The sequence below is a fragment of the Klebsiella sp. AqSCr genome (assembly GCF_008452795.1).
Lineage (GTDB): Bacteria > Pseudomonadota > Gammaproteobacteria > Enterobacterales > Enterobacteriaceae > Klebsiella > Klebsiella pneumoniae.
In genome coordinates this window covers 2,940,089-2,959,435 of record NZ_MJDM01000005.1, presented here as the reverse complement: position 1 = coordinate 2,959,435, position 19,347 = coordinate 2,940,089, and the positions used below count along the sequence as shown (strand labels likewise).

General features: G+C 58.5%; 14 protein-coding genes. 8 read left to right on the top strand and 6 right to left on the bottom strand.

The window, feature by feature from the left end; all coding sequences use genetic code 11:
- The first annotated feature begins 46 nt into the window (after positions 1–46).
- The 3 genes from BHE81_RS18510 (at position 47) to BHE81_RS18500 (ending at position 4,650) form a co-directional block, all read left to right on the top strand.
- Positions 47–1,441 (top strand): glycoside-pentoside-hexuronide family transporter, encoded by a 1,395-nt coding sequence (locus tag BHE81_RS18510; RefSeq protein ID WP_002922962.1) that lies wholly within the window; start codon positions 47–49, stop codon positions 1,439–1,441.
- Positions 1,442–1,453: 12 nt separating this feature from the next.
- Positions 1,454–3,772, top strand: coding sequence for an alpha-xylosidase (gene yicI, locus BHE81_RS18505; protein ID WP_023301427.1), 2,319 nt, complete (start codon positions 1,454–1,456; stop codon positions 3,770–3,772).
- A gap of 155 nt (positions 3,773–3,927) precedes the next feature.
- A complete protein-coding gene (locus BHE81_RS18500; protein WP_004173889.1) occupies positions 3,928–4,650 on the top strand; it encodes a MurR/RpiR family transcriptional regulator in 723 nt (240 codons plus the stop codon).
- 46 nt (positions 4,651–4,696) lie between these two features.
- Here the strand turns inward: BHE81_RS18500 and BHE81_RS18495 are convergent, their stop codons facing one another.
- The 4 genes from BHE81_RS18495 to BHE81_RS18480 form a co-directional block, all read right to left on the bottom strand.
- Positions 4,697–6,076, bottom strand: a complete 1,380-nt coding sequence (locus tag BHE81_RS18495; protein ID WP_002922956.1) for a glycoside hydrolase — start codon at positions 6,074–6,076, stop codon at positions 4,697–4,699.
- A 12-nt stretch (positions 6,077–6,088) separates the two neighbouring features.
- Positions 6,089–7,648: a PTS transporter subunit EIIC gene (locus BHE81_RS18490; protein ID WP_002922953.1), complete on the bottom strand. Its 1,560-nt coding sequence runs from the start codon at positions 7,646–7,648 to the stop codon at positions 6,089–6,091.
- Between the two features lie 245 nt (positions 7,649–7,893).
- Positions 7,894–9,609: an AsmA family protein gene (locus tag BHE81_RS18485; protein ID WP_004901441.1), complete on the bottom strand. Its 1,716-nt coding sequence runs from the start codon at positions 9,607–9,609 to the stop codon at positions 7,894–7,896.
- 140 nt (positions 9,610–9,749) lie between these two features.
- Positions 9,750–11,141 (bottom strand): nucleobase:cation symporter-2 family protein, encoded by a 1,392-nt coding sequence (locus tag BHE81_RS18480; protein ID WP_002922950.1) that lies wholly within the window; start codon positions 11,139–11,141, stop codon positions 9,750–9,752.
- Positions 11,142–11,425: 284 nt separating this feature from the next.
- Between BHE81_RS18480 and gltS the strand changes: the two genes are divergently transcribed.
- Entirely contained in the window at positions 11,426–12,628 is a 1,203-nt protein-coding gene (gene gltS, locus BHE81_RS18475; RefSeq protein ID WP_002922948.1) for a sodium/glutamate symporter, read from the top strand.
- A gap of 114 nt (positions 12,629–12,742) precedes the next feature.
- Here the strand turns inward: gltS and glpK are convergent, their stop codons facing one another.
- Both glpK and BHE81_RS18465 read right to left on the bottom strand, forming a co-directional pair.
- Positions 12,743–14,254, bottom strand: a complete 1,512-nt coding sequence (gene glpK, locus BHE81_RS18470) for a glycerol kinase GlpK (RefSeq protein ID WP_002922944.1) — start codon at positions 14,252–14,254, stop codon at positions 12,743–12,745.
- A 21-nt stretch (positions 14,255–14,275) separates the two neighbouring features.
- Positions 14,276–15,127 carry an MIP/aquaporin family protein gene (locus tag BHE81_RS18465; RefSeq protein WP_002922941.1) on the bottom strand — a complete coding sequence of 284 codons (852 nt, stop codon included), beginning with the start codon at positions 15,125–15,127 and terminating at the stop codon, positions 14,276–14,278.
- A 442-nt stretch (positions 15,128–15,569) separates the two neighbouring features.
- On the opposite strand from BHE81_RS18465, the gene zapB reads away from it, so the two are divergent.
- The 4 genes from zapB to BHE81_RS18445 all read left to right on the top strand — a co-directional run bounded on the left by zapB (position 15,570) and on the right by BHE81_RS18445 (position 19,258).
- Positions 15,570–15,815: a septal ring assembly protein ZapB gene (zapB, locus tag BHE81_RS18460; RefSeq protein ID WP_004150222.1), complete on the top strand. Its 246-nt coding sequence runs from the start codon at positions 15,570–15,572 to the stop codon at positions 15,813–15,815.
- Between the two features lie 151 nt (positions 15,816–15,966).
- Positions 15,967–16,956 carry a sulfate ABC transporter substrate-binding protein gene (locus BHE81_RS18455; RefSeq protein WP_002922936.1) on the top strand — a complete coding sequence of 330 codons (990 nt, stop codon included), beginning with the start codon at positions 15,967–15,969 and terminating at the stop codon, positions 16,954–16,956.
- Positions 16,957–17,118: 162 nt separating this feature from the next.
- Entirely contained in the window at positions 17,119–17,889 is a 771-nt protein-coding gene (locus tag BHE81_RS18450) for a CDP-diacylglycerol diphosphatase (protein ID WP_014906767.1), read from the top strand.
- 64 nt (positions 17,890–17,953) lie between these two features.
- Complete coding sequence (locus BHE81_RS18445; RefSeq protein WP_004151505.1) at positions 17,954–19,258, top strand: SLC13 family permease; 1,305 nt, start codon at positions 17,954–17,956, stop codon at positions 19,256–19,258.
- Positions 19,259–19,347 lie beyond the last annotated feature (89 nt).

Genomic DNA, 19,347 nt, shown 5'->3' with positions numbered 1-19,347 from the left:
CGTAACCGGTACCAACCCTCGGTGCCGCTAAGGGAATAGTGCGCATATGAAAGATCACATTTTGTCCGTCAAAGAGAAAATTGGTTATGGCATGGGTGATGCCGCCAGCCACATTATTTTTGATAACGTCATGTTGTACATGATGTTTTTTTACACCGATATTTTTGGTATCCCCGCCGGCTTTGTCGGCACCATGTTCCTGCTGGCGCGCGCGCTGGACGCGATTTCCGACCCGTGTATGGGTCTGCTTGCCGACCGTACCCGCAGCCGCTGGGGTAAGTTCCGCCCATGGATCCTCTTCGGCGCTATCCCGTTCGGCCTCGTCTGCGTGCTGGCCTACAGCTCGCCGGATTTAAGCCACAACGGCAAGCTGATCTACGCCGCCGTGACCTACACGCTGCTGACCCTGCTCTACACCGTGGTGAATATCCCTTACTGCGCGCTGGGCGGCGTGATCACCGACAACCCGACGCAGCGCATTTCGCTGCAGTCCTGGCGCTTCGTGCTGGCGACGGCGGGGGGCATGCTCTCCACCGTGCTGATGATGCCGCTGGTCAACTTTATCGGCGGCGAAGACAAAGCGCTCGGCTTCCAGGGGGGCATCGCGGTGCTGTCGGTGATCGCCTTCCTGATGCTGGCCTTCTGCTTCTTTACCACCAAAGAGCGTGTCGAAGCGCCGCCGAGCAGTACCTCGATGCGTGAAGACCTGCGCGATATCTGGCGCAATGACCAGTGGCGGGTGGTCGGCGTGCTCACCATCCTCAATATCCTCGCGGTCTGCGTTCGCGGCGGCGCGATGATGTATTACACCACCTGGATCATGGGCTCGGCGGCGCTGTTCACCGCCTTCCTCACGACCTACTGCGTCGGCAACCTGATTGGCTCGGCGCTGGCGAAACCGCTGACCGACTGGAAATGCAAAGTCAGCGTCTTCTGGTGGACCAACGCCCTCCTGGCGGTGCTCAGCGTGGCGATGTTCTTCGTACCGATGGACGCCGAAATCACCATGTTTGTCTTTATCTTCGTCATTGGCGTACTGCACCAGCTGGTGACGCCAATCCAGTGGGTAATGATGTCCGACACCGTCGACTACGGCGAATGGTGTAACGGCAAACGCCTGACCGGCATCAGCTTCGCTGGCACCCTGTTTGTGCTCAAGCTGGGACTGGCGCTGGGCGGCGCGCTGATCGGCTGGATGCTGGCCGGCGGCGGCTATGATGCCGCCGCTAAAACCCAGAACAGCGCCACCCTCACCATCATTATCGCCTTGTTCACCCTCGTTCCGGCGGTGTGCTACCTGCTGAGCGCGGTGATCGCCAAACGCTACTACACGCTGAAAACGCCGTTCCTGAAAAAAATGATGGCCGAGCTGGCCGAGGGCGCGCGTCGCAACGAACAAGATTTCACCGCCGCCCCGATCGACAAAGAATGGCAAAACTAAGAGGACGTTTTAATGAAAATCAGTGATGGAAACTGGCTCATTCAACCAGGGCTCAACCTGATCCAACCCGTACAGGTTTACGAGGTGGAGCAGCAGGGGAATGAAATGGTGGTCTATGCCGCGCCGCGCGATGTCCGCGAACGCGCCTGGCAGCTGGATACGCCATTGTTCACCCTGCGCTTTTTCTCGCCGCAGGAAGGGATAATCGGCGTGCGCATGGAGCACTTCCAGGGCGCGCTGGATAACGGCCCGCACTATCCGCTGAACGTGCAGAAAGACGTCCATGTCGAAATGGAAAATACGGCCGGGTTCGCCGAGCTGAAAAGCGGCAGCCTCAGCGTGCGGGTGACTAAAGGCGAATTCTGGGCGCTGGATTTTCTGCGCGACGGCGTGCGTATCACCGGTAGCCAGCTAAAAAACAACGGCTACGTGCAGGATAGTAAGACCCAGCGCAACTACATGTTTGAGCGCCTCGACCTCGGCGTCGGCGAAACCGTCTACGGCCTCGGCGAGCGCTTTACCGCCCTGGTGCGCAACGGCCAGACGGTAGAAACCTGGAACGAAGACGGCGGCACCAGCACCGAGCAATCCTACAAAAATATCCCGTTCTATCTGACCAACCGCGGCTACGGCGTGCTGGTCAACCATCCGCAGCGCGTCTCCTTCGAGGTGGGCTCGGAGAAAGTCTCTAAAGTCCAGTTCAGCGTTGAAGGCGAATACCTTGAGTACTTCGTGATCGACGGCCCGACGCCGAAAGCGGTGCTTAACCGCTATACGCAGTTCACCGGCCGCCCGGCGCTGCCGCCGGCATGGTCGTTTGGTCTGTGGCTGACGACCTCGTTCACCACCAACTATGACGAAGCGACGGTGAATAGCTTCATCGACGGTATGGCTGAGCGCCATCTGCCGCTGCACGTCTTCCACTTCGACTGTTTCTGGATGAAGGCCTTCCAGTGGTGCGATTTTGAATGGGATCCGCAGACCTTCCCGGACCCGGAAGGGATGATCAAGCGCCTGAAGGCGAAAGGGCTGAAGGTCTGCGTGTGGATCAACCCGTACATCGGTCAGCGCTCGCCGGTGTTCAAGGAGCTGAAAGAGAAGGGTTATCTGCTGAAGCGCCCGGACGGTTCGCTGTGGCAGTGGGATAAGTGGCAGCCGGGGCTGGCGATTTATGACTTCACCAATCCGGAAGCCCGCCAGTGGTATGCCGACAAACTAAAAGGCCTCGTGGCGATGGGGGTCGATTGCTTCAAGACCGACTTTGGCGAGCGTATCCCGACCGACGTCCAGTGGTTTGATGGTTCCGATCCGCAGAAAATGCACAACCACTACGCCTTCATCTATAACGAGCTGGTGTGGAAGGTGCTGAAAGAGACCGTCGGCGAGCAGGAGGCGGTGCTGTTCGCCCGCTCCGCCTCGGTGGGCGCGCAGCAGTTCCCGGTGCACTGGGGCGGCGACTGCTACGCCAACTACGAATCGATGGCGGAAAGCCTGCGCGGCGGGCTGTCGATCGGCATGTCCGGCTTCGGTTTCTGGAGTCACGATATCGGCGGTTTCGAAAACACCGCGCCGGCCCACGTCTACAAGCGCTGGTGCGCCTTCGGCCTGCTCTCCAGCCACAGCCGGCTGCACGGCAGCAAATCCTATCGGGTGCCATGGGCCTACGATGACGAGTCCTGCGACGTGGTGCGCCACTTCACGCAGCTGAAATGCCGCATGATGCCGTATCTCTATCGTCAGGCGGCGCTGGCCAACGAGTGCGGCACGCCGATGCTGCGCGCGATGCTGCTCGAGTTCCCGGACGATCCGGCCTGCGACTATCTCGACCGCCAGTATATGCTGGGCGATTCGGTCCTGGTGGCGCCGGTGTTCTCCGAGGCCGGCGAAGTGCAGTTTTATCTGCCGGAAGGGCACTGGACGCATCTGTGGCATAACGATGAATTGCCGGGTAGCCGCTGGCATAAGCAGCATCACGATGCGCTGAGCCTGCCGGTCTACGTTCGCGACAACACCCTGCTGGCGCTGGGCCACAATGACCAGAAGCCGGATTACGCCTGGCATGAGGGCACCGCCTTCCAGCTGTTCCACCTTGAGGATGGACGCGAGGCACGCTGTGACGTTCCGGCGGCAGACGGCTCGACGATCTTCACCCTGAAGGCCAGGCGCCAGGGTAACGCCATCGCCGTGAGCGGCGAAGGCGAGGCCCGCGGCTGGACGTTATGTCTGCGCAATATCCCGCAGGTCGCGGGCGTGCAGGGCGGTACGCAGACCGGTAGCGAACTGGGCGTGGTGGTGAGCGCCGAGGGCAATACGCTGACGATTACGTTGTAAATAGGTTAACAGCAGCAGCCCTCTTCGCCCGGCGGAGAGGGTTTTTTTATTCCATTTTTGTACAAAAAGTAACGTTCATTTCATAGTGGTGACTCAGGCCGCAGACGCGGTTGTCGAACGGTGTTAGCGTATTCTGCCGCTGAGAGGAGCCCGCCATGGACGTAGAAAATATCTTTCGTGACGTGAAGCTAAGCAAAACGGAAATGACCGTGCTGCGCTTTATTCAGAACGACCCGGAGCAGTGTATCCGCCAGGGAGTTCGCGCTGTGGCTGAACAGTGCTACAGCAACCCCTCTTCCCTGGTCCGGCTGGCAAAGAAACTGAAGTTCAGCGGCTGGCTGGAGCTGGTCTATTTCATCAAGTTCAATATCACCATGCCGAAGCTCGATGTCACCAACGATATCGACTACATGAGCGTTCAGCCGGAAGAAGCGCTGACGCCGCTGCTGGCAAGCCTTAAACAGCAGCGCATCCTGATCCACGGCAGCGGCTTTTCACAGCTGATCGCCCAGTATATTTACAACAAGTTTCTCGTCACCGGCGTGAATGCCAGCCTGGCGCTGTGGCCCGATTACGAAATCCTCGAACAGAAAAACGCCGCCTGCTTCGACTCCATCTGGATCATTTCTAAATCCGGGCGCAGCAGCTCGGCGCTCAACTGGGTTAAGGCCCTGGAGGGGAAGGAGATTAATCTGGTTTGCTTTACCGGCGACTACCAAAGCCCGCTGGCGCAGGCCGCGGATACGGCGTTTATTATTCACGACCCGCAGAAGTTCGATGATGATATTTACTGGAGCAACCCGTTTTTCGGCTACTGCATCTTAGGCTTTGAGCGACTATTGAAGATGTGGTTTACCAGTCTACGTAGCAATAGTTAGCCCCCGCTAAGCGCGGTGCGAGCGGGGGAATCCCATCGGCAGCGGATTACCGCCAGGCGGCGAACTGCTCATCGTCGAGATAGGCTTCGACCAGGGTTTTCGCCAGTGAATAGGAACCGATCAGCGGATGCGCCATCAGCGCCCGCACCGCCAGCGATTTATCCTGCTGCAGGATCGCCGCCACCGCCAGCCGCTCATACTCCTTCACGCAGGCAATCATATTCTTCTGCGCCGTCGGTACCTTCACCGGCGTCACCGGCTTGAGGCCATCCCGGCTCAGGTCGCAGCTGATCTCGATCACGTCGTCCGGGCGCAAAAAGTCGAGCGTGTCGTGATTCTGGATCGACACCACGATCCGCTTAGTGGTGGTGCTGTTCACCGCTTCCAGGATATCCAGCGCCACTCCGGCATAGCCGCCGGTGTCCGGCTCTTCGATAAACTGGCGCAGCGTCAGCGGTTCGCGGGTGTGGAATTTCTCCTGCCGGGATTCGTTCTGCATATAGCTGTTTTCCCGGCGCAGATAATGCTGCATCCAGATGGTGAAGGCGGCCTCCGGTTGCGTTCTGGCATCCACGGTGCGCAGCGCCTCGCGCATCTCCTGATTGATGCGGGCGATCTGCTCTCCGCGCGTCTCGCCGGCCCCCTGAATCGCCTTCAGCGCCTCGTCGCGATAGTAGTAATAATAGAGATATTCATTGAGGAGCTGATTATCGCAAAGCCGTACCAGCTCCGGGGAGAAGTACTGCATCGCCGTCTTCTGGTACAGTTCCGGGCTGGCGATCAGCCGTTCGGTCACCTCTTCCCCACGGACGGTGAAGTGGGTAAACCAGGAGAAATGGTTCAGCCCATAGCATTCCACGCTGAGGTCGCGCTCCTCACAGCCAAGGATCGCCGGCAGTTCACGAATCAGCTCGGAGGGGGCATCGCAGATCCCATAGACCCGGCGCTTAAAGCCGGACTTAATAATCGCTTCCGTCACCAGACCTGACGGGTTGGTAAAGTTAAACAGAATGGCGTCTTCGGCGGCATGTTCTTCGATCAGCCGGCAATAGCGAAGGATCGCCGGGATCGAGCGCATGGCCATCGCGAAACCGCCGGCGCCGGTGGTCTCCTGGCCGAGAGTGTTATGCTCAAGCGCAATACGTTCGTCGCGAATGCGGCTTTCATCGCCGCCAACCCGCAGGGTGGTAATGATATAGTTGGCGTCCTGCAGGGCTGCGACCGGGTCGGTGGTGGTACTAAACTGAATATCCGGGCGAATGGTATTAAATACATAGCGGGCAATTTCGCCAAATATCGCCAGATTATCAGCAGAGTTATCGAGAAAAACGACTTCTGTTAAACCAATGCGGTGAGCGTTATAGGCCAGAGATTTCGCTAAAAATGCAGAGCGAACGCCGCCCCCGCCTAATACGGTTAATTTCATAAATACTCCTCATTAATTTTCTGCTAACCAGTTATCAACCCGGGAACGTACCTGTCCCACTTTGACGCCATAAATAACCTGAACTTCATTTCGATTGCGTACGACGCCGTTGGCGCCGGTATTTTTTAATTGCGTGTCATCAACCCGCGCCATATCGCGCACGGCCACGCGCAGGCGAGTAAAACAATTATCGACGGAGAGAATATTCTCCTTGCCCCCGAGGCCGCGGATAATGTCATCGGTGACCGACTGCGGTTGCGCGACTTTCTGGCGGTACTCTGCTTTGCTGTAGAGCTTCACGTTCTCGTCATCTTCCCGGCCCGGCGTTTTCAGGTTCAGCTTCACCACCAGGGTGCGGAAAATCACGTAGTAGACGGCGAACTGGCCGATACCGATAAGGACATAGCCCGGCCAGCGCGTTAAGGAGACCGGCAGCGGCAGGTTATAGATCAGAAACTCGATCAGGCCCGATGCTCCCCAGGGACGTACGGTGAATATGTCGCAAATGGCCTGCGAGGCGGCGGTTAACGTCGCGTGGATCACCCACAGCAGCGGTGAGACAAATAAGAAGGTGAACTCAATCGGCTCGGTGATGCCGGTCAGCATCGAGGTGATAATCGCCGGCAGCAGAATCGCCTTCGCCATCGCTTTCTTCTCCGGTTTCGCGGTGTGGTAGAACGCCAGCGAGGCGCCCGCCAGGCCAAAGATAGTGGTCATCCCTTGCTGCGAAAAACGTAATGCGTCGTTCATGACCGGTGTCAGGTCGGGATGGCGCATATAGGCGAGGAATATGGCCTGGGTGCCGGAGACCACCTGACCATCCACGTTCAGCGTGCCGCCAATCTGGGTGAGCTGGAAGGGGGACCAGACGAAATGGTGCAGGCCGGTGGGGATAAGGAATTTTTCAAAGAAACCATAGACGAAGACCCCGGCGACCCCGGCATTTTTCATAAAACCGGTGAGGGCGGAGATGCCGTGGGTCATAAAGGGCCAAATCCAGGTAAAGGCGATGGCGTAGAAGATAACCACCGGCGTCATCGCCACCAGCGTCAGCTTGGCGCCGCCGTACATCGACAGCGCGCCAGGCAGCTCAATGGCAGAGACTTTATTGTGCACCCACGCAATCGTGCAGCCGAGAATAATGCCCAGGAAAACGCCCATATCCACCACCACAAAGCCCAGCAGCTGGGTTTGCCCGGTGCCATAATATTCACCGTTAATTTTTTCGGCGAGTCCATGGGTGTGTTCCAGCCAGGAGTGGTTGGCGCCAAGAAACATAATAAAGCACATCACTGAAACCAGTGCGACTTCGGTTTTTTTATCCTTTGCCAGGCCATAGCTGATGCCGACGCAAAATAATAAGCCGAGGTTGCCAAATAAAGGCCAAAAGGTGTCGCCGAGCATTTGCCCAAGCTGATGTAAGAAACTGGTTTCAGCAATTAATGTCGGATTAGTTAATACTGAACTGAGGGCCAGAATTAAGCCAATGACCGGCAAGAACAATACGGCGCCGATCATGGCCCGGGAGAATTTTTGCATATTCTCCAGAATACGCTGACGTATTTCAGGCATGATTGATCCTTTTATATTTTTGTAGGTACAGGGAGCGGTTTTTTATCGACTTCCAGTGATTTGGTTATAGCAACTCTGATATTTGAAAGGAACCTGTTGCGCTAAATAGGTACAGATAGCCGCGTATTGCACACAGGTTTCAGGACTCGCACCCCAACTCTCTCCCTGAAAGGGAGAGAGATGTCAGAGTGGAGTTTTGCCGGGAAGCAATCCCTCTCCCCATAGAGGAGAGGGAATGGGCATCGCTATGGGGTGACGGGAGTGGGCGCTGGCGCGGCGGGGGCGGGGCTGACCTCGCCGTTGCGCATGATTTGCGCCACCTGCTGTTTCTCCATATTCACGGCGCTGAGCTGCCCGTTGACCGTCGGTTTGAGCGGGGCATCGGCTTGCACGCTGCCGCTGGCGGTCAGCTGGAGATTGCCATCCCCGCTTATAGGTAGCGACGGCCAGCCCCAGGCCTGCAGAATATTCAGCGGCACGCCGCGGCCGCTGAAGCTCAGATTGACCTGGCGCTGCGGCAGTTGGGATACCGCGGCGGTGGCCTGCAAAATGCCGCGCTCGGTGAAGGCGCTAAGCTCAGTGATATTGACCGTCGAGGCTGTGGCGTTCAGTTTGAGTGATGGGCGGCGCACGTCGATCCGGTTGAAAGTCGCCGCCGCGGCGTTCAGCGTCGCGCTGCCGTTCCATACTCCCCAGCTGCCGTTTTTCACCAGCTGTAGCTCGCCGCCATAGCCATCGAGGGCGGTAATTTGCCACGGGAAAGCAGGGTCCACATCGATGATCAGATTGCGGCTGGCGCTGAATTTTTTCAGCGTCAGGCTTTGCAGCCAGGCTGGCAGCGGCGTCATCCACAGCTGTTTCCAGTTCGCCGGCAGCGTGTACTCCAGTCCGGCGAAAGCGGTATCGTCGAGCACCAGGGCGTTCCCGGCGCGCAGCCAGTTGCCGGAGGTGCGCACCATGCCGCCCTCCCAGCGCGAGGAGAACTGGCGCAGCGCAATGCCCTGGGGAGAGAATTCGGCATTGAGGATCGGGTCGAAAAGATGCAGCGAGCCGTAGATAAATTCGCTGGCGTTCATCGACAGCGTGCCGTCCTCACTCTGCCAGCCGCCGTGGCTAAGGGTCAGGTTGCGCAGGCTCAGGTCGAGGTCGGTTACCGCCCAGTCCGGTCCCTGCAGGCGGGCGTCGGTGATGTCCAGGCGGCCAATCTGCAGAGAGGGGACCGTGGTTAACGGTGCGAAAAACTCGGCTAGCGAGGCGGGGCTTTGCAGTCGAATCTCGTTGAGCTGGAGGTTATCCACCCGCCAGCTGCCATCGGCGCTGCGTTTGGCATTGCCGGTTAAGGTGCCGCGGGCGACATCGGCGCCGAGGGTGGAGAGGGTGACCTCGCCCTGATCAATCTTACCCTGAATCAGAACGTTGCTGGCTTCGACGCCATTGAGCGTCATCGAGCCCGCGCTCATCTGGATCTGCGCCGTTTTCCCCAGCACATTGCCCGCCTCCGGCGTCCATGGGCTGACGCCGCCGGTGACGCGCTGCGCGCTGAGCGCCCAGCCGGTTTCCGGGCTGTTGAAAGCCATATTGCGCAACATCAGCCGGTCGGCAGCGAACGGCAGGTCTGCAGAGTGGGGTGACAGATTCAGAGTGCCGTCGTTAAGGACTATCTCATCCGCATGCAGCGGATCGCTAAACTGGCGGGTGCTGAAGCCAATGTCGACCGTTTTTGCCACCAAAGTGGCAGGCTTGCCTTCCCGACCAAAGGTGACGTTTCGCAACTGCACATGAAGGGGGGAGGAGAAATCGTGCTCCATCTCATCGAAGGAGACCTGCCAGCCGGTGCCATTGCTGAGCCAGGCGCTGGCCTGGCGGGCGCCCCAGTGGGTTTGCAGCAGGAACCACGCGCCAATAATGACGAGCAGCAGAGCGACTAGCAGCCAGAGAATCAGCTTTCCAAGAAATTTCATGGTCTTCCATTCTGTGAGATGCACATCACCGTGTTATGCCCGATTTAGGCGCACTTCTCAAGGCAGGCGTGGTTTATTTCCGTGATGGGGCAGGTGGTTGGAGGACGTCCCGGCCGATGCGCGACCGGGAACGCATGAGATCACGCCTTTTCTGGCGGGAAAATTAAATTCAGAACAATCGCCGTGATACCGCCGGCGGCAATCCCGGAGGAAAGCAGGTTTTTCAGCCAGTCCGGGGCGAACTGCAGGATCAGCGGCTGCTGCGACACGCCGAGGCCTACCGCCAGCGACAGAGCGATAATCAGGATCGCCCGACGGTTCAGCGGTTCACGGGAGACGATGCGCACGCCGGACGCGGCGATGGTGCCGAACATCACCAGCGTGGCGCCGCCGAGCACTGGCTCAGGGATATGCTGGACAAAGCCGCTCACCGCCGGGAACAGGCCGAGGACGATCAGCATCAGGGCAACCACAAAGCCGACGTAGCGGCTGGCGACCCCGGTCAGCTGGATCACGCCGTTGTTCTGGCCGAAGCAGGAGTTCGGGAAGGTGTTGAAGACCGCGGAAACGAAGGAGTTCAGGCCGTTAGCCAGCACGCCGCCTTTCAGGCGCTTCATATACAGCGGACCCGAGACCGGCTGTTCGGAGACGTCGGAGGTGGCGGTGATATCGCCGATGGTTTCCAGGGAGGTGATCATAAACACCAGCATCAGGGGCAGCAGCAGACTCCAGTCGATGCCGAGGCCATAATAGAGCGGCGTCGGGACGGTGATGAGGCTGCTGTTGGTCGGGGCGGTGTTGGCTGGCAGCATATCGAGGAACCACGCCGCCAGATAACCGGCAGCCATGGCAATCACTAGCGAGGCGATGCGCAGGTACGGGTTGCGCTGGCGGTTGAGGATAATAATCAGCGCCAGCACGATACCCGCCAGCAGCAGATTTTTCGGCGCACCAAAGGTGTGGTCAGCCATCGCCGCGTAGCCGCCGCCGATGGAGGTCAGTCCGACCTGAATCAGCGACAGGCCGATAATCATCACCACCACGCCGGAAACCAGCGGGGTAATGATACGGCGCGCCAGGTGCAGGATCCGGGAGAGGACCATTTCGGTGCAGCTGGCCAGCATCAGGGTGCCGAAGAGGGCGGCCATCATGGTGGGGACGTCGGCGCCGCCGGTTTTCAAGGCGGTACCGCCCATGATCAGCGGGGCGACAAAGTTGAAGCTGGTGCCCTGGATGGAGAGCAGTCCGGAGCCGACCGGGCCCCAGGCTTTGATCTGAATAATAGAGGCGACGCCGGAGGCGAACAGCGACATGCTGATGATATGTTGGGTATCTTGCGCCGGGAGACCGAGAGCCTGGCAGATTAACAGCGCCGGGGTGATCACCGCGACAAACATCGCCAGCAGGTGCTGGAAGGCGGCGAACAGGGTTTGCGGTAGCGGCGGGCGATCTTCGAGGCGGTAGATTAATTCGCTGGCTGGTTTATGCGCAACCGGTTGCGCATTTTCTGACTCTGCGGTGTTAACGGACATCACAAGCAATCCCAAGGTGGCAAAGCGGGAATTTTATCGGACTGTAGACCAAAAGCAAACGTTTGCCAGCGTTTGCTCATAAAAATTTATACCGTGAATATGCGCAACGAGATAATTAACATTTTGTATGCTAAATCGCATCATTCAGGATACAAAATATCTTTTTCTGTCAATTTTTCCGCCGTTCTGCGTAAAATCCCCCTCTGACTCCTCATGATGAGAAGCTAAAGACACCAGGAATATCGTCGCGTGTGAATGGATCATGCGCCCATAAGGAGCTTTTTATGTTTCATCTCGATACCTTATCGACGCTCGTTGCCGCAACGCTCGTGCTGTTACTCGGCAGAAAACTCGTACAAACCGTTCCCTTCCTTAAGAAATACACTATTCCTGAACCCGTTGCCGGCGGTCTGCTGGTGGCGCTGGCGCTGCTGGCGCTGAAAAAAAGCATGGATATCGAAATTGATTTCGATATGAGTCTGAAAGATCCGCTGATGCTGGCGTTCTTCGCCACCATCGGTCTTAACGCCAACCTCGCCAGCCTGCGGGCCGGCGGCAAGGTGTTGGGCACTTTCCTGATCGTGGTGGTTGGCCTGCTGCTGCTGCAGAACGCCCTCGGTATCGGCATGGCGACGCTGCTGGGGCTGGATCCGCTAATGGGTCTGCTGGCCGGGTCGATTACCTTATCCGGCGGCCACGGCACCGGGGCGGCGTGGAGTAAGCTGTTCGTTGAGCGCTACGGTTTTGCCAACGCCACCGAGGTGGCGATGGCCTGCGCGACTTTCGGCCTGGTGCTGGGCGGCCTGATCGGCGGCCCGGTGGCGCGTTATCTGGTGAAGCACTCTTCCTCACCGGACGGGACACCGGACGATCAGGTGGCGCCAACCGCCTTTGAAAAGCCGGACGTGGGGCGGGTGATCACCTCGCTGGTGCTGATCGAAAGTATCGCCCTGATCGCCATCTGTCTGACGCTGGGCAAGGTGGTTGCGCAACTGCTGGCGGGGAGCGTCTTCGAGCTGCCGACCTTCGTCTGCGTGCTGTTTATCGGCGTGATCCTCAGCAACAGCCTGGCGCTGGCGGGGTTGTATCGGGTGTTCGATCGCGCGGTATCGGTGTTGGGCAACGTCAGCCTGTCGCTGTTCCTCGCCATGGCGCTGATGAGCCTCAAGCTGTGGGAGTTGGCCTCGCTGGCGCTGCCGATGATTATTATCCTGGCGGTGCAGGCGCTGGCGATGGCGCTGTATGCGGTGTTCGTCACCTATCGGATGATGGGCAAAAACTACGATGCCGCGGTGCTGGCAGCCGGGCATTGCGGGTTTGGCCTGGGGGCAACGCCGACGGCGATCGCCAATATGCAGGCGATTACCGACCGTTTCGGGCCATCGCATATGGCCTTCCTGGTAGTGCCGATGGTGGGGGCGTTCTTTATCGATATCGTCAACGCGCTGGTGATTAAGCTGTACCTGCTGCTGCCGATGTTTGGTTGATAAAAAACCCGGAAGCGGTGCTGCGCACCTGTCCGGGCTACAAGATCGTGCTGTTTGGGGTTTTGTAGCCCGGCTCAGGCGTTTACGCCGCAAGCCGGGAATAACTTCACAATCTTACGCTTCGTCGTGCTCTTCCCACGCTAACGCGCGTTTCACCGCTTTCTTCCAGCCGCTGTAACGATAGTTACGCTCAGTAGTTTCAATCCCCGGGCGGAATTCGCGCTCAATCACCGCTTTCTCCTGCAGTTCATCCAGATTCTGCCAGAAACCGACCGCCAGACCGGCCAGATAGGCCGCGCCCAGCGCCGTCACTTCGCGTACTTCCGGACGCTCGACACGGGTGCCGAGGATATCGGACTGGAACTGCATCAGGAAGTTGTTAGCCACCGCGCCGCCGTCTACGCGCAGGGCGTGCAGACGAATGCCGGAGTCAGCCTGCATCGCTTCCAGCACGTCGCGGGTCTGAAAGGCGATGGACTCCAGCGTCGCACGGATAATGTGGTTGGAGTTCACGCCGCGGGTGAGGCCGAAAATCGCGCCGCGGGCATACGGGTCCCAGTACGGTGCGCCAAGACCGGTGAACGCGGGTACCACGTATACGCCGTTGGTATCCTTCACTTTGGTGGCGAAGTACTCGGAGTCGAAGGCATCGCTGATGAGCTTCATCTCGTCGCGCAGCCACTGAATAGACGCGCCGGCCATAAACACCGCCCCTTCCAGAGCGTAGTTCACCTCGCCGCGCGGGCCGCAGGCGATGGTGGTCAGCAGACCGTGGGTGGAGGTGACCGCTTTTTCGCCGGTATTCATCAGCATAAAGCAGCCGGTGCCGTAGGTGTTTTTCGCCATCCCTTCTTTGACGCACAGCTGGCCGAACAGGGCCGCCTGCTGGTCACCGGCGATCCCGGCGATAGGAATACGGGTCCCGCCTTTACCACCGATGTTGGTCTGGCCGTACACTTCGGAAGACTTGCGCACTTCCGGCAGCATGGCGCGCGGAATGTCCAGCGCGTCGAGCATCTTGTCGTCCCAGTCGAGGTCGTGAATGTTGAACAGCATGGTACGCGAGGCGTTGGTGTAGTCGGTGACGTGCACGCGGCCCTGGGTCATCTTCCAGATAAGCCAGGTGTCAACGGTGCCGAACAGCAGCTCGCCGCGCTTCGCACGCTCACGGGAACCTTCGACATGGTCGAGGATCCATTTCACCTTGGTGCCGGAGAAGTACGGGTCCACCACCAGGCCTGTGGCCTTGCGGATATACTCTTCCATCCCGTCACGCTTGAGCTGCTCGCAGATCTCCGCGGTACGGCGGCACTGCCAGACGATAGCGTTGTAGATGGGTTTACCGGTCTCTCGCTCCCACACCACCACGGTCTCACGCTGATTGGTGATGCCGATGGCCGCGATCTGATCGGAGTTGATATCCGCTTTGGCCAGCGCTTCGACCAGCGTCGAGCTTTGGGAAGCCCAGATTTCCATCGGGTCGTGTTCGACCCAGCCTGGCTTAGGATAAATCTGTTCAAATTCTCGCTGGGAGACGCTGACGATATTGGCATCATGATCCATCACAACGGCCCGGGAGCTGGTAGTGCCCTGGTCAAGCGCAACGATATATTTTTTGTCGGTCATAGTCGGTGTCCCGTAGTCAGATTACAGCGAAGCTTTATGTTGAGCGGTGGAAGAGGAGGGGCTCTGTTGCTCTTCCTCCACGCAGGTGTCGCAAGGCAGGTGACGGCCAATCAGCTTACGATAGCTGAATGCGCCCAGCGCCGCGCCGACCACCGGTGCGCACAGCGGCACCAGGAAATAAGGAATATCTTTGCCGCCGGTGAAGGCGACGTCACCCCACCCCGCCAGCCAGGCGAAGGCTTTCGGGCCGATGTCACGCGCCGGGTTCATGGCGAAGCCGGTCAGCGGTCCCATGGAGGCGCCAATCACCGCAATCAGTAGGCCAATCAGCAGAGGGGCCAGCGGGCCGCGCGGTATGCCGTTGCCATCGTCGGTCAGCGCCAGGATGACGCCCATCAGGATAGCGGTAATCACCATCTCTACCGCGAAGGCCTGCACAAAATTGATGTGCGGGTTCGGGTAAGTGGAGAAAATGCCGGCCAGATCGAGGCTTTCCACGCTGCCGCGAATCATATGGTGGGTGGTTTCATAATCGAGGAAAAGATTGTAGTAAAGCCCGTAAACTAATGCCGCAGCGCAAAAGGCGCCAGCGAATTGCGAAATAATAAAAGGAACCACTTTGCGGCCTTCGAAGCAGGCGAACAGCCACAGCGCGATAGTCACCGCTGGGTTAAGGTGCGCACCGGAGACCCCGGCGGTCAGGTAGATCGCCATGGCGACGCCCAGACCCCAGATGATGCTGATTTCCCATTGTCCGAAGCTGGCTCCCGCGACCTTGAGCGCAGCCACGCACCCAACGCCGAAAAAGATCAACAACCCGGTACCGAGGAACTCTGCGATGCACTGGCCTTTTAAGGTTGATGTTTGGCTCATAATCGAATCCTGAAGCGTGGTGATGATTATTGTATGTAGGGTGGTCACAGACGACCATATTGCCATGTAGGCATAGTGTTAATTTATCGTTAACGAGCAAAAACGAGAAATATCGAACTTCAAATGTGTGTGCCTCGTCAAGAAAATGAGCGTTTTCGCGCCATTTGCGCGCATCGAGAGCGCTGCCGGAGCGTTTCACCACGCATTTTGTTAACCATAAAATTAACATTGACCCATGAACTACGAGCGAACTGCGCTGAAAGCACCAGGTAAAGACTGAAAAGTGTTGCAAACCGCAATCTACGCGGCTTGCCGCTGGACAGGGGCGGCGGGGATTCATACAATCGACGATAACACCGCTATGTGCGCTAATTTTCGTTAAGGCGGGACCGCGTATACGAAACACGAGTTTCTATCAACGCCTTGCAAGTTCAGGAGAGGTATGACGATGTCATTAGAAGTGTTTGAGAAATTAGAATCTAAGGTTCAGCAGGCGATTGATACCATCACTCTGTTGCAGATGGAAATCGAAGAGCTGAAAGAAAAGAACAACACCTTGGTGCAGGAAGTTCAGAGCGCGCAGCATGGTCGTGAAGAGCTGGAGCGCGAAAACAGCCAGCTGAAAGAGCAGCAGCAGGGCTGGCAGGAACGTCTGCAGGCGCTGCTGGGTCGCATGGAAGAAGTCTAATCGCTTCGCGCCCTCTCCCGCCCGGGAGGGGGTCATCTTTACTCGCGTCTTTATATCCGCAAGTTATAGCCAATCTTTTTTTATTCTTTAATCATTGAATCGCTTTCTGGCACGCTTAACCCATCACAACATACATAAAGAGAGCGGTGCGATGAATAAGTGGGGCGTAGGGTTAACTCTGTTGCTGGCATCCGCCAGCGTTCTGGCAAAAGACATTCAGCTATTAAACGTATCTTATGATCCAACGCGCGAGCTGTACGAACAGTACAACAAAGCGTTTAGCGCACACTGGAAGCAGGAGACCGGCGACAACGTGGTGATCCGCCAGTCGCATGGTGGCTCTGGCAAACAGGCGACCTCGGTGATTAACGGTATTGAAGCGGATGTGGTCACGCTGGCGCTGGCCTACGATGTCGACGCTATTGCCGAACGCGGCCGCATCGATAAAAACTGGCTGAAACGCCTGCCGGATAACTCTGCGCCGTATACCTCCACCATCGTGTTCCTCGTCCGCAAGGGCAATCCGAAACAGATCCATGACTGGAACGATCTGATCAAACCGGGTGTGTCGGTCATTACCCCGAACCCGAAAAGCTCCGGCGGCGCCCGCTGGAACTACCTGGCGGCCTGGGGCTATGCCCTGCATCAGAATCACGGCGACCAGGCGAAAGCCCAGGAATTCGTCAAGGCGCTGTATAAAAACGTGGAAGTGCTGGACTCCGGCGCGCGCGGTTCGACCAATACCTTCGTAGAACGCGGCATCGGCGACGTACTGATCGCCTGGGAAAACGAAGCGCTGCTGGCGACCAACGAACTGGGCAAAGACAAGTTTGAAATCGTGACCCCAAGTGAGTCGATTCTGGCTGAGCCGACCGTCTCGGTAGTCGACAAAGTGGTGGATAAGAAAGGCACGCGTCAGGTGGCGGAAGCGTACCTGAAGTATCTCTACTCGCCGGAAGGCCAGGAGATTGCGGCGAAGAACTTCTACCGCCCGCGCGATCCGAATGTGGCGAAGAAATATGCTAACGAATTCCCGAAACTGAAGCTGTTTACCATCGATCAGGAGTTCGGCGGCTGGACGAAAGCGCAGAAAGAGCACTTCTCCAACGGCGGCACCTTCGACCAGATTAGCCAGCGTTAATTCTCTTGTCCCTGCTTGCGCTACGCTTAGCAGGGCTATAGTTTTGCGCGGTGCGTAGTCCGGGTAAGGCGTCAGCCGCCACCCGGGACAACGCCCCGTCCACCATCTGTTTTCATTTAGTCATCAAATTACGCTACTCTTCCGCTTCAGGCTTAACAGGGAATGAAAATGAGAAGAGTAAGATACTTTTTGCTGGCGCTGCTGGTGGCGATCCTCGCGGCGCTGGCGGGCGGCTACTACTGGCTGCACTCTGGCAACCCGGACGCATTACGCAAGATTGTCCTGCAGCAGTGCGTACCCCATCAGCAACAGCAGCAAAACCCGTCGCCGTGCGCGGAAGTGAACCTCAAGGGCGGCTATGTGCTGTTTAAAGACCGTAACGGCCCGCTGCAATATTTGCTGATGCCGACCTACCGCATCAACGGCACCGAAAGCCCGCTGCTGCTGGATCCGTTGACGCCGAACTTTTTCTGGCAGGCCTGGCAGGGGCGTGAAATCATGAGCCAGCGCCACGGCGCGCCGGTTCCTGATAACGCGGTATCGCTGGCGATCAACTCGCGCAGCGGGCGCACGCAAAACCATTTCCATATTCATATCTCCTGCCTGCGCCCCGATGTGCGCGCGCAGTTAGATAAGGATGCCGCGGCGATCAGCAGCCGCTGGCTGCCGCTACCGGGCGGGCTTCAGGGCCACGAATACCTGGCGCGCCGGGTGACGGAGGCGGAGCTGGCCCAGCGTAGCCCGTTCCTGATGCTGGCGGAAGAGGTGCCGGAGGCGCGTGAACATATGGGACGCTTCGCGCTGGCAATGGCGCAACAGAGCGACGGCTCGCTGGTGCTGCTGGCGACGGAGCGTAACCTGCTGACCCTGAACCGGGCTTCAGCGGAAGAAATTCAGGATCATCGCTGCGCCATCCTTAACGCAAACCACTAGTTCTGGCGTTTACCTGTCTTACCTGTCGTCGTATTCTTGCTGAAAAAAACGACAGGAGACAGGCATGTCGCTCTGGCTTACCCACCCGCTGTTCCTTCCTTCATTGATTGTCGGCGTCACCATCGTGCTCTGGGCGACGTCGCTGCTGCCGGAATTTATCACCGCGCTGCTGTTCTTCGCAGCGGCGATGATGGCGAAAATCGCTCCGCCGGAGGTGATCTTCGGCGGCTTTGCCTCTTCGGCGTTCTGGCTGGTGTTCAGCGGCTTTGTGCTCGGCATCGCCATCCGTAAAACCGGACTGGCGGACCGGGCGGCGCAGGCACTGTCGGCCAGGCTCACCGACTCCTGGCCGCGGATGGTCGCCAGCGTGGTACTCCTGAGCTACGCCCTGGCGTTCGTGATGCCCTCCAACATGGGGCGCATCGCGCTCCTGATGCCGATCGTGGCGGCGATGGCCCGCCGCGCGGGCATTGCCGACGGCAGCCGCGGCTGGTTCGGCCTGGCGCTGGCGGTGGGGTTCGGCACCTTTCAGCTGTCAGCGACGATTTTGCCCGCCAACGTGCCGAATCTGGTGATGAGTGGCGCGGCGGAAGGCTCGTACGGTATCCATCTGAATTATGTTCCCTATTTACTGCTGCATACGCCGGTGCTTGGCTGGCTGAAAGGGGCGGTGCTGGTGGCGCTGATTTGCTGGCTGTTTCCCGGCAAGCCGCATCCACCGCGCGACCTGGCGCCGCTGCCGCCGATGAGCCGCGACGAGAAACGTCTGGCGTGGCTGCTGGCGGTGGTCCTCTCGCTATGGGTGACCGAGAGCTGGCACGGCGTCGGCCCGGCGTGGACCGGCCTGGCGGCGGCTGTGATCACGCTGCTGCCGCGAGTGGGCTTTATCAACGGCGAGGAGTTTGCCAGCGGGGTGAATATGCGCACCTGCATTTACGTCGCCGGGATTCTGGGGCTAGCGATCGCCGTCACCCAAACCGGGATTGGCGGCGCAGTGGGCAATGCGTTGCTGCAGGTGATGCCCCTGGATAAAGACAATCCTTTCACCAGCTTTCTCGCCCTGACCGGGATAACCAGCGCGCTGAACTTTATTATGACCGCCAACGGCGTGCCGGCGCTGTATACCACCTTTGCCCAGAGCTTTGCCGACGCCACCGGTTTTCCGCTGCTAAGCGTGATTATGATTCAGGTGCTGGGCTATTCCACGCCGCTGCTGCCCTATCAGGCGTCGCCGATCGTGGTGGCGATGGGGTTAGGCAAGGTCCCGGCGAGGGCGGGGATGCAACTGTGTCTGGCGCTGGCGGCGGTGAGTTATCTGATTTTACTGCCGCTGGACTACGCCTGGTATCAGCTGTTGGGGAAACTGTAACGGCAAAAGAAAGCCCGGCTTGCGCTGTGCTAGGCCGGGCTCCCACGTTTTGTCAGTCAACCCGGTCGCGTGTCGCCACCGGGAAAAGC

Coding starts and splice junctions, on each gene's coding strand:
- BHE81_RS18510 (WP_002922962.1), top strand. CDS start 47: ATGAAAGATCACATTTTGTCCGTCAAAGAGAAAATTGGTTATGGCATG.
- yicI (WP_023301427.1), top strand. CDS start 1,454: ATGAAAATCAGTGATGGAAACTGGCTCATTCAACCAGGGCTCAACCTG.
- BHE81_RS18500 (WP_004173889.1), top strand. CDS start 3,928: ATGGACGTAGAAAATATCTTTCGTGACGTGAAGCTAAGCAAAACGGAA.
- BHE81_RS18495 (WP_002922956.1), bottom strand. CDS start 6,076: ATGAAATTAACCGTATTAGGCGGGGGCGGCGTTCGCTCTGCATTTTTA.
- BHE81_RS18490 (WP_002922953.1), bottom strand. CDS start 7,648: ATGCCTGAAATACGTCAGCGTATTCTGGAGAATATGCAAAAATTCTCC.
- BHE81_RS18485 (WP_004901441.1), bottom strand. CDS start 9,609: ATGAAATTTCTTGGAAAGCTGATTCTCTGGCTGCTAGTCGCTCTGCTG.
- BHE81_RS18480 (WP_002922950.1), bottom strand. CDS start 11,141: ATGTCCGTTAACACCGCAGAGTCAGAAAATGCGCAACCGGTTGCGCAT.
- gltS (WP_002922948.1), top strand. CDS start 11,426: ATGTTTCATCTCGATACCTTATCGACGCTCGTTGCCGCAACGCTCGTG.
- glpK (WP_002922944.1), bottom strand. CDS start 14,254: ATGACCGACAAAAAATATATCGTTGCGCTTGACCAGGGCACTACCAGC.
- BHE81_RS18465 (WP_002922941.1), bottom strand. CDS start 15,127: ATGAGCCAAACATCAACCTTAAAAGGCCAGTGCATCGCAGAGTTCCTC.
- zapB (WP_004150222.1), top strand. CDS start 15,570: ATGACGATGTCATTAGAAGTGTTTGAGAAATTAGAATCTAAGGTTCAG.
- BHE81_RS18455 (WP_002922936.1), top strand. CDS start 15,967: ATGAATAAGTGGGGCGTAGGGTTAACTCTGTTGCTGGCATCCGCCAGC.
- BHE81_RS18450 (WP_014906767.1), top strand. CDS start 17,119: ATGAAAATGAGAAGAGTAAGATACTTTTTGCTGGCGCTGCTGGTGGCG.
- BHE81_RS18445 (WP_004151505.1), top strand. CDS start 17,954: ATGTCGCTCTGGCTTACCCACCCGCTGTTCCTTCCTTCATTGATTGTC.